Here is a 14,037-nt window from a genome sequence, read left to right on the forward strand (position 1 = left end):
CGACGCTGGCGTGCTTCGCTCCCTGGAGCAACTCCGCTTCTTCCTGGTGGGCTACGGCTGCACCACCTGCATCGGCAACAGCGGGCCCCTTCCGGCCAGCGTCTCGAAGGCGATCGAGGACCACGAGCTGGTCGTTGCAGCGGTCCTCAGCGGGAACCGCAATTTCGAAGGCCGCATCCACGCCGAGGTGCGCGCCAACTACCTGGCCTCGCCGCCCCTCGTCGTCGCCTACGCCCTGGCCGGCTCCATGAACATCGACCTGGCCACCGAGCCCCTGGGCGAAGGCAAGGACGGCAAGCCCGTCTATCTGAAGGACATCTGGCCGACCTCGGAAGAGATCGCCACGCTTCAGCGCAAGCACGTCACCCAGAAGATGTTCGCCACCCGCTATTCGGACGTCTTCAAGGGCGACAAGAACTGGCAGGGCATCAAGGTGGCCGGCGGCCAGACCTACGCCTGGGACATGGGCTCCACCTATGTGCAGAACCCGCCCTACTTCCAGGACATGAAGATGGAGCCGACCCCGGTCACCGACATCGTCGAGGCCCGGGTCCTGTCGGTGTTCGGCGACTCGATCACCACCGACCACATCTCGCCGGCCGGCTCCATCAAGGCGACCTCGCCCGCCGGGGTCTATCTGCGTGAACGCCAGGTTCCGACCACGGAGTTCAACCAGTACGGCGCGCGGCGCGGCAACCACGAGATCATGATGCGCGGCACCTTCGCCAACATCCGGATCCGCAACAAGATCACCCCGGACATCGAAGGCGGGGTCACCAAGCACTTCCCCTCCGGCGACGTCATGGCGATCTACGACGCCGCCATGCGCTACCAGGGCGAAGGTCGTCCGCTGGTGGTGTTCGCCGGCAAGGAATACGGCACCGGCTCGTCGCGCGACTGGGCGGCCAAGGGCACCAAACTCCTGGGCGTCCGCGCGGTGATCGCCGAGAGCTTCGAGCGCATCCACCGCTCGAACCTGGTGGGCATGGGCGTCCTGCCGCTGCAGTTCCTGCAGGAAGGCTGGCAGAAGCTGAACCTGACGGGCGAAGAGATCGTCACCATCCGTGGCCTGACCGAACTCTCGCCGCGCCGCCAGCTGACCATCGAGATGTACCGTCCGTCGGACGGCCGCATCGCGCGCTTCCCGGTCCGCTGCCGGATCGATACGCCCACCGAGCTTGAGTACTTCAAGAACGGCGGCGTGCTGAACTACGTGCTGCGCAACCTCGCGCGCACGGCGGCCTAGGTGTTCTCGACCAGGCGGCGGGCGCAGTCCCGCCGCCTGGTCACACCTTGTTGAAACCCAACCTCCAACGAAGTCCGGTTAAGTGCGCGCCCATGCGTAATGTCGCGCTTTTCAGTCTGCTGGTCGCCGCCCTGCCGCTCTGCGCGCAGGCCAGATCGCCCGTGGTCGTCGAACTCTACACCGCCCAGGGGTGCGCCTCCTGCGGCGAGGCCAACGCCCATGTCGGCCAGCTGGCCGAGAAGCCGGGCGTGCTCGCCCTCACCTTCGCAGTGGACTACTGGGACTATCTGGGCTGGGAAGACACCTTCGCCAAGCCGGCCTTCGCCGAGCGCCAGAAGGCCTATGTGGCCCGCCTGGGCCTGCGCGAACCCTATACGCCGCAAGTCGTCATCGACGGCCGTGCCCAGGTGGGCGGCCTGCAGGACGAAAAGATCGACAAGCTGATCTCTGACGCCGCGCACGCCGGCAAACGCGGGCCCGACACGGCCTTCATCGGCAGGCGCCGGGTGGATGTCGGCTCCGGGACTGTGCCCCGCGGCGGGGCCGAGGTCTGGCTGGTGCGCTATGATCCCCGTCAGCAGGACATCACTGTCCGCACCGGCGACAACCGAGGCCAGACCGTGCCGCATCGCAATGTGGTGGTGGAGATCAAGCGCCTGGGCGCCTGGCGCGGCCGGCCCACAGCCTACCGAATGCCGCAGCCCTCGGCCGAGGGCCTAGCCACCGCGGTCATCGTCCAGGGCCCCCATGGCGGCCGGGTCATCGCCGCGGCCCGGAAGGACTAGCTCCTAACCGGACCTCCAGACATGACGAAGCCCGCACGGTGGAGGGGGAAACCGTGCGGGCTCGTCTTGGGCTCGTTCTTTGGAGAGAGAGCTAAGGTGTCGGCTGGCCGAAGCCCGCGATCCAGGGGGGCTGGGGGGGCTGTTCAGGATCCGGGACCAGCAAGGTTCCGACCAACCGACAGTGACTTTATCGGGGGGGCATCAGGCGGGGACTGGGCCGGATTAAGGTCTTTTCACGGCGCAAGGTTACGGTTGTTTTAGTTTGCCGCCCGGCGTTGCGGCGACGACACGGGCCGCGCCCTCACGCCGCATTTGTCGAACCACGGCGATTGGGTCTAACCTCGTGCCTGCATGGCGTTGGATCCGTCCCACCAAACCCCCTCGACCGCGAGCGTGTTCTTCGAGCGCCGCGAGTTTCAGCGCATCCTCAACCTCTATGGCCGCATGGTCTCCGCCGGTGAATGGCGCGACTACGCCATCGACGCCCAGGCCGAGGCCTGCTCCTTCTCGGTGTTCCGCAAGGCCACCGAGGCGCCGCTCTACCGCATCGAGAAGCGCCCGGCCCTGGCCCAGCGCCAGGGGGCCTGGTCGGTGATCGGCCAGGGCGGGGTGATCCTCAAGCGCGGCCACGACCTGGAACAGGTGCTGAGGGTCTTCGACAAGGGCCGCTTCAAGGTGGTGGACTAAGGCTGTCCATCCCTCACCGTTCCTCCCGGCGAAGGCCGGGATGAGCGGAATTGCAGGCAAACAAAAACCCCGGCGGTTTCCCGCCGGGGCTTCGTGGATCAGGTCTGCGTCGCGCTTAGCGGCGGTTGCCGAGCAGGGCGAGCAGAAACTGGAACATGTTGATGAAGTCCAGGTACAGGCTGAGCGCGCCGAAGTTGGTGGCCACGCTCATGGCCGACTGGTTCCCGCCCAGTTCGTGATAGGTCATCTTCAGGCGCTGGGTGTCATACGCCGTGAGGCCGGCGAAGATCAGCAGGCCGATCACGTTGATCAGCAGGCTCATCATCGAGTTCTGCAGGAACATGTTGATGAGCATGGCGCCCAGCAGGCCCCAGACGCCCATGATCAGGAAGCTGCCCATTCCGGTCAGGTTCTTCTTGGTGGTGTAACCCACCAGGGACAGGGCGCCGAAGGCCGTGGCGGTCAGCAGGAAGGTCGAGGCGATGGAGGCGCCGGTGTAGCGCAGCACCAGCACACCCATGGAGGCGCCGATCAGGCTGACGATCGCCCAGTAGGTGATGCCGGCCATCTTCGGCGTGACGTTCTTGGTGAAGGAGCTGAACAGGATCACCGCCAGCGGGGCGAAGGCCACCACCATGCCCAGGATCGAGTAGCCCACGCGGCCATTGGCGACCGTGAACATCAGATCGCGGACCGGTGCGAAGGACCCCGTCAGGAAGGCCAGGCCGGCGGACACCACGAGGCCCAAGGCCACCTTGTTGTAGACGCCGAGCATGAAACTGCGAAGTCCCGCGTCCACCGACATGTCGGCGCGATCCGCGGGGATCGTGCGAGCAGCGCCGCGGTTGAAGTCGCTCATCTGAGCATAGCCCTTTGTTTGCAACGCCCCAGATGGGCGCACCTCTGAATATCGTGTTCCAAGGCCTTAAACGCAAGAAGGCGCCCGATTACGATTGCGTCAGGGCGATCTTGCCTCCCGGCAAAGGCGTTCTAGGTTGCGGTCATGATCCGCCTGTTCGCCGCCGTCGCCGTCTCGCCCGAGCTGGGAGAGGGACTGCAAGCCCGCCAGAACGGCCTGGCCGGCGCCAACTGGCGGCCGCTGGAGGCTTTCCACATCACCCTGCGGTTCTTCGGCGAGGTGCGCGAGGACGTGGCCGACGACCTGCACCTGGAGTTGGAGCACATCGCGGCGTCGCCCATGAACCTGGAACTGGAGGGCGTGGGGTCCTTCGGCGAGGGGCCCGACCTCCACGCGGTCTGGGCCGGAGTGAAGGAAAGCCCGGCCCTGCGCCGCTTGGCCAAGGCCTGCGAGACCGCAGCCCGGCGCGCGGGCCTCAAGGCTGAGGCCCGCGCCTACCGGCCTCACGTGACCCTGGCCTATCTGAGGCGCCCCGATCCGCTGGAGGTCGCGGCCTGGCTCAGCGCCAACGCCCTGCTGAAGTCTCCGCCCTTCGAGGTGAAGAGCTTCGGCCTCTATTCGAGCCTCCTGCTCAGCGGTGGCTCGCGCTACCAGCTGGAGCAGATCTACAAGCTGCGGTGATCTTTTCCTCCCCCGCGCAGCGGGGGAGGGGGACCGACGAAGCCGGTGGAGGGGGCAAGACTGGGCTCAGAGCCTGAGGCCGCCCCTTCCACCACCCTTCGGGCGGTCCCCTTCCCCGTAAACGGGGCAGGAAAGGCTCGCGTCAGGCCTTCACCGCGTAGTCCTTGAGGATGCCCAGGGGCACGATGGCCAGCGTTTCCTCGTGGGTGGCCTCCAGCACCAGGTGCGGGGCGGCGCCGGCGTCCAGCGCCTCTTTCCAGCGCGGCGCGCAGAGGCACCAGCGGTCTCCGGGCTTCAGGCCGGCGAAGCCATAGTCGGGGACCGGGGTCGAGAGGTCGTTGCCCATGGATTTGGAGTAGGCCAGGAAATCCGCCGTCATCACCGCGCAGACGGTGTGGATGCCGGTGTCGGCCGGTCCCGTCTCGCAGCAGCCGTTGCGGAAGAAGCCGGTGACCGGATCGAGCGAGCAGGGGATCAACTCCCCACCCAGCACGTTTTTTGCATCCTCGTCATATCGAATGGTCATGGCACCACCCTAGCGCCTAAGAGAAGCCGTCGCCCATGCAAAACGGAGCCCGCCCGTGATCGCCGCCCGGCCGCGCCGCAGCGCCCTCTACATGCCCGCCGCCAATGCCCGGGCCATCGAGAAGGCCCGCGACCTGGCCTGTGACGTGGTGATCCTGGACCTGGAGGACGCCGTCGCCCCGGACGCCAAGGCGTTGGCCCGCCAGCAGGCAGTCGACGCCGTCAAGGCGGGGGGATTCGGTCGCCGCGAGGTGGTGATCCGGGTGAACGGCCTCGACACCCCATGGGGCGCTGAGGATTTGGCCGCTGCGTCCGCCGCCAATCCCGCCGCCATCCTGGCGCCCAAGGTCTCCAGCGCCGCCGATGTCGCCGCCTATGACGCCGCGCTCAGCGGCGACACCCGCCTGTGGGTGATGATCGAGACCTGCGCCTCGCTGTTCGCCCTGGACGCCATCGCCGCCTGCGCCGGATCGAGCCGCCTCGAGGCGCTGGTCATCGGAACCAACGACCTGGCCAAGGAGATGCGCTGCCGGCTCACCGTCGACCGCGCCCCCCTGGCCGGCCCGCTCTCCCTCAGCGTCGCCGCCGCCCGGGCGCATGGCCTGACCATCCTGGACGGGGTCTATAACGGCATCGAGGACGAGGACGGTCTGGCCCGCCAGTGCGCGCAAGGCGCGGAGTTCGGCTTCGATGGCAAGACCCTGATTCATCCAAAACAGATCGAGGCCGCAAACCAGGCCTTTTCTCCGGCCCCGGACGAGGTGCATTGGGCGCGCACAATTGTCGACGCCTTCGATTTGCCGGAAAACGCCTCTAGGGGCGTGCTTCGAGTCGAGGGACGCATGGTGGAGCGGTTGCATCTGGCCGAGGCGCAGCGTCTGATCGCTGTGGCCGAGGCGATCGCCGCGGCGTGAGGCAGGATTTGGAAACCCGGGTGTCGAGAGTCTGGCGCGTCGCTGCGGCCTCCATGGTCCTGAGCCTGAGCGCGTCCATTGCCGCGGCCCAGGAGGTCGACCCGATCGGCGCCCTGCTGGAGCAAAGCCAGACGCCCCCGACCCCGGCCGCCGAGGCCATCCCGATCTCGCCGCCGCCCCAGGCGCCCGCCGCGCCTGTCAGCACGTCACCGCCGCCCTATACCCCGCCGCCGGTCTACAATCCTCCGGCCGCCGTCCAGGCGCCATTGCCCTACACCCCGCCGGCCTACAGCCCGCCGGTCTACACGCCGCCGCCCTATGCGCCGCCCGCCTATGTCCCGCCCCGCCCGCGCCGGCCGCAGCTCACCGCGCCGGTCCATATCGACGAGATCGGCAAGACCCCAGAGGCGCCGCCCACCGCCACCGACCTCAGCTATGAGGCGCGCATGCGCTCGTCCTTCAATTCCGCCCAGGGGATGCAGGGGCCGCTGGACGGCGCCTGGAGCCTGAAGGCCGGGGGTTCGGAACTCTATGATCTGCAGCTGGTGGACAGCGGCTCGGGCAATCTGGAGGGCGCCTGGCGCGACCCCCGCCGCCGCGGCGCCACCGACGCCTCGGGCTTCATCGACACCATCAGCCGGATCGGCGGCCAGCTCATCATCCGCCTCACCCCGCGCCCCGGCGCAGAGCCCACGGTGATTACCCTGAACCCGGATTCCAGCGGCGGCTGGTCCGGAGACCTCACCGAACGCGGCGATCGCCGGTCCGTGACGATGCGGCGGAACTAGAGACCCAGGGCGCGGCGGGTGACGTCGATCGCGTAGTCCAGTTCGTCTGCCAGGTAGGGTTCGGCCGAGCTGTGCCCCCAGACCGGGCCCGGCCAGGCCGGATCATCGCGCCTGCGCCCCACCACGTGGACGTGGAACTGCGGGGTGACGTTGCCCAAGGCCCCGACATTCAGCTTCTCCGGCGGCGCCCCCAGGGCTTCGCCCAGCACCCGCAGGGCGCGGCCAGCGTGGACGATCTCGTCCATCAGCTGCGCCCGCTCCATCGCCATCAGGTCCTCGATTTCCCGCAGGGCTTGGCCCTTGGGAATCAGCACCAGCCAGGGATAGCGGGCGTCGTCCTGCAGCCGCACATGGCACAGCGTCAGGTCCCCCAGGGCGTGGGACGTGGCGATAAAGGCGGGATCGATCTGGAGCATGGCGGGCAGGATGACCACGCGGCCGCGCCGCCGCAAAGGGTCTAAACTCCGCGTGCGGCATTGCAGCAAGGCGGTGGTTTGAGCTACGGGGACCCCCGACCTGGCGCACCTGCCGTCCCGCAACAGCTATCGGAGCAGTCCATGACCACCAAGACCCCCATCCGCGTGGCGGTCACCGGCGCGGCCGGCAACATCGGCTACGCCCTCCTCTTCCGCATCGCCTCGGGCGAAATGTTCGGCAAGGACCAGCCGCTGATCCTGCAGCTGCTGGAAATCCCGGTGGAAGGGCCGCAGAAGGCCCTGAAGGGCGTGGCCATGGAACTCGAGGACTGCGCCTTCCCGCTGCTGAAGGACATGGTCCTGACCGGCGAGGCCGACGTGGCGTTCAAGGACGTGAACTGGGCGCTGCTGGTAGGCTCCAAGCCCCGTGGCCCGGGCATGGAACGCGCCGACCTGCTGAAGGACAATGGCAAGATATTCATCGCCCAGGGCCAGTCCATCGACAAGGTGGCCGCTGACGACGCCCGGGTGGCCGTGGTGGGCAACCCCTGCAACACCAACGTGATGATCGCCGCCAGCCAGGCCAAGCGCCTGCCGAAGGATCGCTTCACCGCCATGGTGCGCCTGGACGAGAACCGTGGCCGCGCTCAGCTCGCCAAGAAGGCCGGCGTCGACATCGGCCAGGTCTCCGACCTATTCATCTACGGCAACCACAGCCCGACCATGTTCGCCGACTTCACCCACGCCAAGATCGGCGGCAAGGACGCGGCCTCCGTGATCGGCGACGAAGCCTGGCTGAAGAACGACTTCCTGCCGGCGGTGGGCAAGCGCGGCGCGGCGATCATCGAAGCCCGCGGCGTCTCCTCGGCGGCCTCGGCCGCCAACGCCCTGGTCGACCACGTCCACGACCTGGTGACGCCAGGCAAGATCCACTCTGTGGCTGTCGAGAGCCAGGGCCGCTACGGCTTCGCCGACGGGGTCTGGGCCGGCATGCCGGTGAAGACCACCGCCACCGGCTACGACGTCATCACCTCCTACGAGATGGACGACTTCGCCAAGAGCAAGATCGCCCTGACCAACGAAGAGCTGGTGGGTGAACGCGACACCGTGAAAGACATGATCGGCTAAGCCGGATCAGGAGACCGGCTGGGCCCCCGCGCCGGCCGTTTCGAGATGAGCTTCATGAACCCCGCTCGGCGCAGGCCGGGCGGGGTTTTCGTTGGCCGCCAGTTCAAGGGTGCGCTGCTCGTAGAGGCTTGCCAGGGCCTCCGGCGAGGTCTTGGCGGCGGCCTCGCGGGCGGCCAGCCAGCGGGCCTGGCTCCGAGCCAGCAGGGGATAGGCGGCGCCCGAACTCAGGGCGGCCTTGTAGGCCCGGGCCATGCGGCGGTCGGCCTCGGCCAGGGCCGGGTCCACGCAGACCATCTGGTCGGCGAGGGTGCGGGCGCTGGCGCACTCGAAGCTGGGGACCTCCACATGGGCCGCGTCGATAACGTCGCCGGTCGGTGCGGCGGGCGCCGGGACGCCGACGTCCATCAGGCTGGCGGCCGGGGCGATGACCTCGTTGGACCGGGTCAGCACGATGCGCATCTGTTGCGGAGCCGTGGCCGCGGCCACCGCGCGGGGCGTGGCCTGGCGCAGGGCCGAGGCGGCCGCGCGGCGGTCGACATCGGCCCGCAGCCAGAGACCCAGCCCCATGCCCATCACGCAGGCCAGGCTGACGGCGGCCGAGATGTGGACCGGATTGATCAGCAGGTGGGGGTGGGGGGCTTCGGCCTGGAGCGGGCGGAAGATGATGGGGCCGTTGTGGAGCTCGACGTCGCGGTGGGGAAGGAAGCTGCGGGGGAAAAACATGGTGAACGTCCTGGCGTATTCTTGGTCCGCCGCGGTCGCCTCGGATTGCCTCCGATGTGCGCCCGCCCTCTCGGACCGACGCTATTACCCATATTGGGGACTCGATGAATTGTGGCTGAACGGCGCCGTCTATTTCGCGTCTGGATAGAATATTCGATCAACCCAGGCGCGATGCCTCATCGGCCGTAGCCAGCGACCTCCTCCAGTTCCTGGATCCGCTGGTCGTACAGGTCGGCGACCTCCTCGGGCGCATGGCGGGCGGCGTCCTCGCGGGCGTCCAGCCAGCGCTGCTGCTGGCGGCGCAGACGGTGCAGGGGAATTCCGGCGTCGAGGGCGCGGCGCCAGGCGCCGGACAGCCGGCGGTCCTGAGCGGCCAGGGCGGCGTCGCCGCAGACTAGCTCCTCGGCGGCGCTGGCGCTGTCGGCGCAGTCGAAGCTCGGCCCCTGCACCCCAGGCTGGACAGGCGGCGCGATCTCCCTGGGGGGAGAGATCTCGGTCTCTAGCGCGGGGATCGACGGGCGGGGAGCCTTCAGGCCGGGCGGCAGCAGCTCAAGCTTGCCGCCCTTGACGGCGGGCAGGGGCTCGTCGCGATCGATCTCGATCTGCATCTGCTCCACCGGCTTCATGGAGCCCGGCTCGCGGGTGTCCGGCGCCAATTGCGGCCGCGCCAGCAGGCCGACCGCCAGGCCCAGGACGCAGGCGCCGCCGACCCCGGCCAGCACCATGGGACGGGTCAACAGCGACCTCGCGGGCGGAGCGGCGGCGACAGGAGAGTCGGGCGGCGAGCCGCCGGGGGTTTCGATGTTCATGGCGCGTGTCCTTGGTCGTAGCCTCCGCAATCCCCGAGGCGGCGCTATCGTTGCGGGCGGCCCCTGAACCGCGACTGAACCAGCATTGCGAAGCTCGCCTGCCGACCGCTATGTCGGCCTCACAAAGGAGGCGTCCATGACCGCCATCGGCCCGACCCTGGAAACCGAACGCCTGATCCTGCGTCCGCCCTGCGCAGAGGACTTCGCGCCCTGGTGCGCCTTCATGGCCGACGAGGATGCCGCGCGGCACATCGGCGGGCTGCAGACGCCTTCGGTGGTGTGGCGGGCCCTGTGCTCGGTGGCCGGCGCCTGGACCATCAGCGGGTTCTCGATGTTCAGCGTCGTCGAGAAGGCCACCGGCGACTGGGTCGGCCGGCTGGGTCCCTGGTATCCCGAGGGCTGGCCGGGGACCGAGGTCGGCTGGGGCATCGTGCGCGACCGCTGGGGCAAGGGCTATGCGACCGAGGGGGCCATCGCTGCCACCGACTGGGCCTTCGACCACTTCGACTGGCATGAGGTGGTCCACACGATCGACCCGGCCAACACCGCGTCGGCCGCGGTGGCGAAACGGCTGGGGTCGACGATCCTGCGTCAGGCCGCGATGCCCGCGCCCTATGAGCATCTCACCGTCGATGTCTGGGGCCAGAGCCGCGACCAGTGGATGGCGGCGCGCGCGGCCCGCTAGATCCAGCCGGCGTCGCGGATCAGCTTGGCGTAGGTCCGGCTGACCGGGACCTCCGAGCCGTCCTTCAGCGTCAGGGTCGCGCGCCCATCGCCCCTGCGGGCGTCGGCCACGGCGTCACGCGCCACCCACCAGGACCGGTGCACCTGGGCGCCCTCGATCCCCTCCAGCTCGGCCACGGCGTCGGCCAGCCGCATCAGGATCAGGTCCTGGCCCTTGGAGGTGTGCAGGCGAAGATAGTGGTCCTCGGCTTCCACCGCCCAGACCTCGGCGCCCCGCAGCTTCAGCGGCAGGCGCTCCAGGAACTTCACCGGCGCGGGGGCGGCGGCGGCGGCTGGCGCGGCCCGCCGGTGGGACATGAACACCGCCAGCGCCGTCATCAGCAGGGACATGATTGCGGTTATCAGCGCGTATTGCGGCAATTCGCGCAGCTGCGCGGCGTCATGCGCGCCGAGGTTGGTCACACTCCAGGCCACCAAGGTCATCGGCGGGGTCATCATCGCGGCGCCCATCACCACCTGATAGGGCGGGCCGCGCCGGGCCAGCGGGATCCGCCCCGCCAGCTGGAAGCTCAGCATGCCCAGGGTGGCGCCGGCCAGGGCGATGGTCACCATGAAGGCGGTGCGTGGCAGAAAGCCGATGTGTTCGCTGCCGAAGGCTCCGACGAAGCTCATGAAGGCGCCGACGATGGCGGCGATGACCAGGGTGCGCCGCGCACCCGTCCAGGTCAGGGGCTCCATCGGCGATGCGCGAACGGCGCCGGGCGGCGACTGGCGCAGGCGATCTGTCATTCGACGCATCGTCCTTTGCGCATGGGCCGTCCGGGTCTCCAAACCACAGCAGCGGGCCACGAGGGCCCTGAAGCGGAGATAACGGATGTCGCTGGTTTCTCAAACGTCGGCTCATGAAGGGCCCGGCCGGATTCAACGACTCCGCAGGCTCGCCCTGCCGATCGCCGGCATCGGGCTGGCGGTGGTGCTCGTTCCCCTCGCCGGCGGCCTCCTGCGCGCCGCGAGCCTCGGCCGGCTTCATGGCCCGGACTGGGCCCTGCTGGCCGCCCAGCCCCGGGTGATCCAGCTGCATCTGGGGGCCGCGGTGGTGGCCCTGGTGATCGGCGCCATGCTGATGCTGATGCGCAAGGGGGTCACCTTCCACCGGACCGCGGGCTGGCTTTGGGTCGGCGCCATGTCCATCGTGGCCGGATCGTCGATCTTCATCACCGGCGTGAATGGCGACCGCTGGTCGTTCATCCACCTGATCACCGGCTGGACCCTCATCGCCCTGCCGCTGGCGGTCATCGCCGCCCGCCGTCACGACGTGCAGCGGCACCGCCGCGCCATGATGGGCATGTTCTACGGCGGCCTGATCATCGCCGGCGCCTTGACCTTCATTCCCGGCCGAACCTTGTGGAACGTCTTCTTCGCTTGACGCTCCGGCGCCCCGCGGAGCGTGTTCCGCAACAGGGAACACGCCCGTCGGACAATTGGACGCGAACGTTATTTTTCTGACCGTGGCGCGGTTGCAACGGTCCGGAACGGCGCTTATACCCCGGCTTCTCGCCGCACTGGGCGAGCCCAAACAGCGCGTCTCGCGACCTCATGAATATACACGAGCATCAAGCCAAAGCCGTCCTCTCCGAGTTCGGCGTGGCGGTCCCGCGTGGCTATCCGGCCTTCACCGTTGAGGAGGCCGTCAAGGCGGCCGAAACCCTCGGGGGACCGGTCTTCGTGGTGAAGTCCCAGATCCATGCCGGCGGCCGCGGCAAGGGCAAGTTCGAGGGCCTCGGCCCCGACGCCAAGGGCGGGGTCCGGGTGGTCAAGAGCGTCGAGGAGGTCCGCGCCAACGCGACCGAGATGCTCGGCCGGGTGCTGGTGACCCATCAGACGGGTCCCAAGGGCAAGCAGGTCAACCGTCTCTACATCGAAGAGGGCGCTGCGATCGCCAAGGAATTCTACCTGTCCCTGCTGGTGGACCGCGACACGAGCCGGATTTCGGTCGTCGCCTCCACCGAAGGCGGCATGGACATCGAGGACGTGGCCCACTCGACGCCTGAAAAGATTGTGAGCTTCTCCATCGACCCGGCCACCGGGGTCTGGAACCACCATGGCCTGAAGCTCTCCAAGGCGCTCGGCCTGAAGGGCGACCTCTCCAAGCAAGCCTCCAAGCTGCTGCGCCAGCTCTATGCGGCGTTCGTGGCCAAGGACATGGCCATGCTGGAGATCAACCCGCTGATCGTCACCGCCGACGACCAGCTGCGCGTGCTCGACGCCAAGGTCTCCTTCGACAGCAACGCCCTCTACCGCCATCCCGATGTCGTCGCCCTGCGCGACGAGAGCGAAGAGGACCCCAAGGAAATCGAGGCCTCCAAGTTCGACCTCAGCTACATCGCCCTCGACGGCGAGATCGGCTGCATGGTCAACGGCGCGGGCCTGGCCATGGCCACCATGGACATCATCAAGCTCTATGGCGCAGAGCCCGCCAACTTCCTGGACGTCGGCGGCGGCGCCGACGAAGCCAAGGTGACGGCGGCCTTCAAGATCATCATGGCCGACCCGAACGTGAAGGGCATCCTGGTGAACATCTTCGGCGGCATCGCCCGTTGCGACGTCCTGGCCCAGGGCGTGGTGGCGGCGGTCAAGCAGGTGGGCCTGTCGGTTCCCCTGGTGGTCCGCCTGGAAGGCACCAACGCCGAGCTCGGCAAGAAGATCATCAACGAGAGCGGCCTGAACGTCATCGCCGCCAACGACCTTTCGGATGGCGCCGAGAAGATCGTCGCCGCCGTGCGTGGAGCCGCCTGATGTCCATCCTCATCGGCAAAGAGACGCGCGTTATCTGCCAGGGCATCACCGGCGCCCAGGGCACCTTCCACTCCGAGCAGGCCATCGCTTTCGGCACCAAGATGGTCGGCGGCGTCACCCCCGGTAAGGGTGGCTCCACCCACATCGGCCTGCCGGTCTTCGACACCGTCGATGAAGCCGTCCGCGCCACCGGCGCCGACGCCAGCGTGATCTACGTGCCCCCGGCCTTCGCCGCGGATTCCATCCTGGAAGCCATCGAGGCCGAAGTCCCCCTGGTGATCTGCATCACCGAGGGCATCCCGGTGCTGGACATGGTGCAGGTCAAGCGCGCCCTGATCGGCTCAAAAACCAGGCTGATCGGGCCCAACTGCCCCGGCGTCCTGACCCCGGAAGCCTGCAAGATTGGCATCATGCCGGCCAATATCTTCAAGAAGGGCTCGGTGGGTGTTGTCTCGCGCTCGGGCACGCTTACTTACGAAGCCGTGTTCCAGACCACCCAGGTGGGCCTGGGCCAATCCACGGCGGTGGGTATCGGCGGCGACCCGGTGAAGGGCACCGAGTTCATCGACATGCTCGACATGTTCCTGAAGGATCCGGAGACGGAATCGATCATCATGATCGGCGAAATCGGCGGCTCCGCGGAAGAAGACGCGGCTGAGTTCATTAAGAATTCAGCAATCAAGAAGCCTATGGTCGGCTTCATCGCGGGACGCACCGCGCCGCCCGGGCGGCGCATGGGTCACGCGGGCGCGATCATCTCCGGCGGCAAGGGCGGCGCCGAGGATAAGATCGCCGCGATGGAGGCTGCGGGCATCCGCGTGTCACCGTCGCCGGCGAAACTGGGCGAAACCCTCCTTGAGGTTCTCAAGGGCAGATAGCCATTCCTGCCGAAGTGGGGGCCGGTTCGGCGTCCGGAATGGTCTCGACGAAGGTCTTGGGCGAACCCAGAATTCGCTCAAGACGCGAAAATCAAGCGTAGGGCGGACCGCGCTCGGC

General features: G+C 68.1%; 17 protein-coding genes. 11 read left to right on the forward strand and 6 right to left on the reverse strand.

Annotation, left to right across the window (positions count from 1 at the left end; translation table 11 throughout):
* The 3 genes from Q7J39_RS01010 to Q7J39_RS01020 form a co-directional block, all read left to right on the forward strand.
* Positions 1-1,246: aconitase family protein (locus tag Q7J39_RS01010; RefSeq protein ID WP_304819492.1), on the forward strand; the 1,246-nt coding region annotated here is incomplete at its 5' end.
* Positions 1,247-1,338: 92 nt separating this feature from the next.
* The gene (locus Q7J39_RS01015; protein WP_304819494.1) at positions 1,339-2,031 is read left to right on the forward strand and encodes a thioredoxin family protein; all 693 of its coding nucleotides are present in this window, start codon (positions 1,339-1,341) and stop codon (positions 2,029-2,031) included.
* 351 nt (positions 2,032-2,382) lie between these two features.
* A complete protein-coding gene (locus tag Q7J39_RS01020; protein WP_304819496.1) occupies positions 2,383-2,718 on the forward strand; it encodes a DUF2794 domain-containing protein in 336 nt (111 codons plus the stop codon).
* 115 nt (positions 2,719-2,833) lie between these two features.
* Here the strand turns inward: Q7J39_RS01020 and Q7J39_RS01025 are convergent, their stop codons facing one another.
* Positions 2,834-3,577: a Bax inhibitor-1/YccA family protein gene (locus Q7J39_RS01025; protein WP_304819498.1), complete on the reverse strand. Its 744-nt coding sequence runs from the start codon at positions 3,575-3,577 to the stop codon at positions 2,834-2,836.
* Between the two features lie 144 nt (positions 3,578-3,721).
* On the opposite strand from Q7J39_RS01025, the gene thpR reads away from it, so the two are divergent.
* Entirely contained in the window at positions 3,722-4,258 is a 537-nt protein-coding gene (gene thpR, locus Q7J39_RS01030; RefSeq protein WP_304819500.1) for an RNA 2',3'-cyclic phosphodiesterase, read from the forward strand.
* 142 nt (positions 4,259-4,400) lie between these two features.
* Here the strand turns inward: thpR and Q7J39_RS01035 are convergent, their stop codons facing one another.
* A complete protein-coding gene (locus Q7J39_RS01035; protein WP_304819502.1) occupies positions 4,401-4,784 on the reverse strand; it encodes a DUF2237 family protein in 384 nt (127 codons plus the stop codon).
* Positions 4,785-4,839: 55 nt separating this feature from the next.
* Here Q7J39_RS01035 and Q7J39_RS01040 point away from each other — a divergent pair, with 55 nt between their 5' ends.
* On the forward strand, positions 4,840-5,697 hold the full coding sequence (locus Q7J39_RS01040) for a CoA ester lyase (protein ID WP_304819503.1): 858 nt from the start codon (positions 4,840-4,842) through the stop codon (positions 5,695-5,697).
* Between the two features lie 20 nt (positions 5,698-5,717).
* On the forward strand, positions 5,718-6,485 hold the full coding sequence (locus Q7J39_RS01045) for a hypothetical protein (RefSeq protein ID WP_304819505.1): 768 nt from the start codon (positions 5,718-5,720) through the stop codon (positions 6,483-6,485).
* Here Q7J39_RS01045 and Q7J39_RS01050 read toward each other — a convergent pair.
* A complete protein-coding gene (locus Q7J39_RS01050) occupies positions 6,482-6,901 on the reverse strand; it encodes an HIT domain-containing protein (protein WP_304819603.1) in 420 nt (139 codons plus the stop codon). The genes Q7J39_RS01045 and Q7J39_RS01050 overlap by 4 nt on opposite strands.
* 141 nt (positions 6,902-7,042) lie before the next feature.
* On the opposite strand from Q7J39_RS01050, the gene Q7J39_RS01055 reads away from it, so the two are divergent.
* Positions 7,043-8,029, forward strand: coding sequence for a malate dehydrogenase (locus tag Q7J39_RS01055; RefSeq protein ID WP_304819507.1), 987 nt, complete (start codon positions 7,043-7,045; stop codon positions 8,027-8,029).
* Between the two features lie 6 nt (positions 8,030-8,035).
* On the opposite strand, the gene Q7J39_RS01060 is transcribed toward Q7J39_RS01055, so the two are convergent.
* Both Q7J39_RS01060 and Q7J39_RS01065 read right to left on the reverse strand, forming a co-directional pair.
* The gene (locus tag Q7J39_RS01060; protein ID WP_304819509.1) at positions 8,036-8,752 is read right to left on the reverse strand and encodes a lysozyme inhibitor LprI family protein; all 717 of its coding nucleotides are present in this window, start codon (positions 8,750-8,752) and stop codon (positions 8,036-8,038) included.
* A 176-nt stretch (positions 8,753-8,928) separates the two neighbouring features.
* The gene (locus Q7J39_RS01065; protein ID WP_304819511.1) at positions 8,929-9,561 is read right to left on the reverse strand and encodes a lysozyme inhibitor LprI family protein; all 633 of its coding nucleotides are present in this window, start codon (positions 9,559-9,561) and stop codon (positions 8,929-8,931) included.
* A gap of 136 nt (positions 9,562-9,697) precedes the next feature.
* On the opposite strand from Q7J39_RS01065, the gene Q7J39_RS01070 reads away from it, so the two are divergent.
* Complete coding sequence (locus Q7J39_RS01070; RefSeq protein WP_304819513.1) at positions 9,698-10,246, forward strand: GNAT family N-acetyltransferase; 549 nt, start codon at positions 9,698-9,700, stop codon at positions 10,244-10,246.
* Here Q7J39_RS01070 and Q7J39_RS01075 read toward each other — a convergent pair.
* Positions 10,243-11,034, reverse strand: a complete 792-nt coding sequence (locus tag Q7J39_RS01075; RefSeq protein ID WP_304819515.1) for a LytTR family transcriptional regulator DNA-binding domain-containing protein — start codon at positions 11,032-11,034, stop codon at positions 10,243-10,245. The genes Q7J39_RS01070 and Q7J39_RS01075 overlap by 4 nt on opposite strands.
* An 85-nt stretch (positions 11,035-11,119) precedes the next feature.
* On the opposite strand from Q7J39_RS01075, the gene Q7J39_RS01080 reads away from it, so the two are divergent.
* The 3 genes from Q7J39_RS01080 (at position 11,120) to sucD (ending at position 13,919) form a co-directional block, all read left to right on the forward strand.
* The gene (locus tag Q7J39_RS01080) at positions 11,120-11,671 is read left to right on the forward strand and encodes a DUF2306 domain-containing protein (RefSeq protein ID WP_304819517.1); all 552 of its coding nucleotides are present in this window, start codon (positions 11,120-11,122) and stop codon (positions 11,669-11,671) included.
* Between the two features lie 170 nt (positions 11,672-11,841).
* Positions 11,842-13,041 (forward strand): ADP-forming succinate--CoA ligase subunit beta, encoded by a 1,200-nt coding sequence (sucC, locus tag Q7J39_RS01085; RefSeq protein WP_304819519.1) that lies wholly within the window; start codon positions 11,842-11,844, stop codon positions 13,039-13,041.
* Positions 13,041-13,919, forward strand: coding sequence for a succinate--CoA ligase subunit alpha (sucD, locus tag Q7J39_RS01090; RefSeq protein ID WP_304819521.1), 879 nt, complete (start codon positions 13,041-13,043; stop codon positions 13,917-13,919). The genes sucC and sucD overlap by 1 nt, the downstream gene beginning before the upstream one ends.
* Positions 13,920-14,037 lie beyond the last annotated feature (118 nt).

Source organism: Phenylobacterium sp. (assembly GCF_030651185.1).
Classification (GTDB): Bacteria; Pseudomonadota; Alphaproteobacteria; order Caulobacterales; family Caulobacteraceae; genus Phenylobacterium.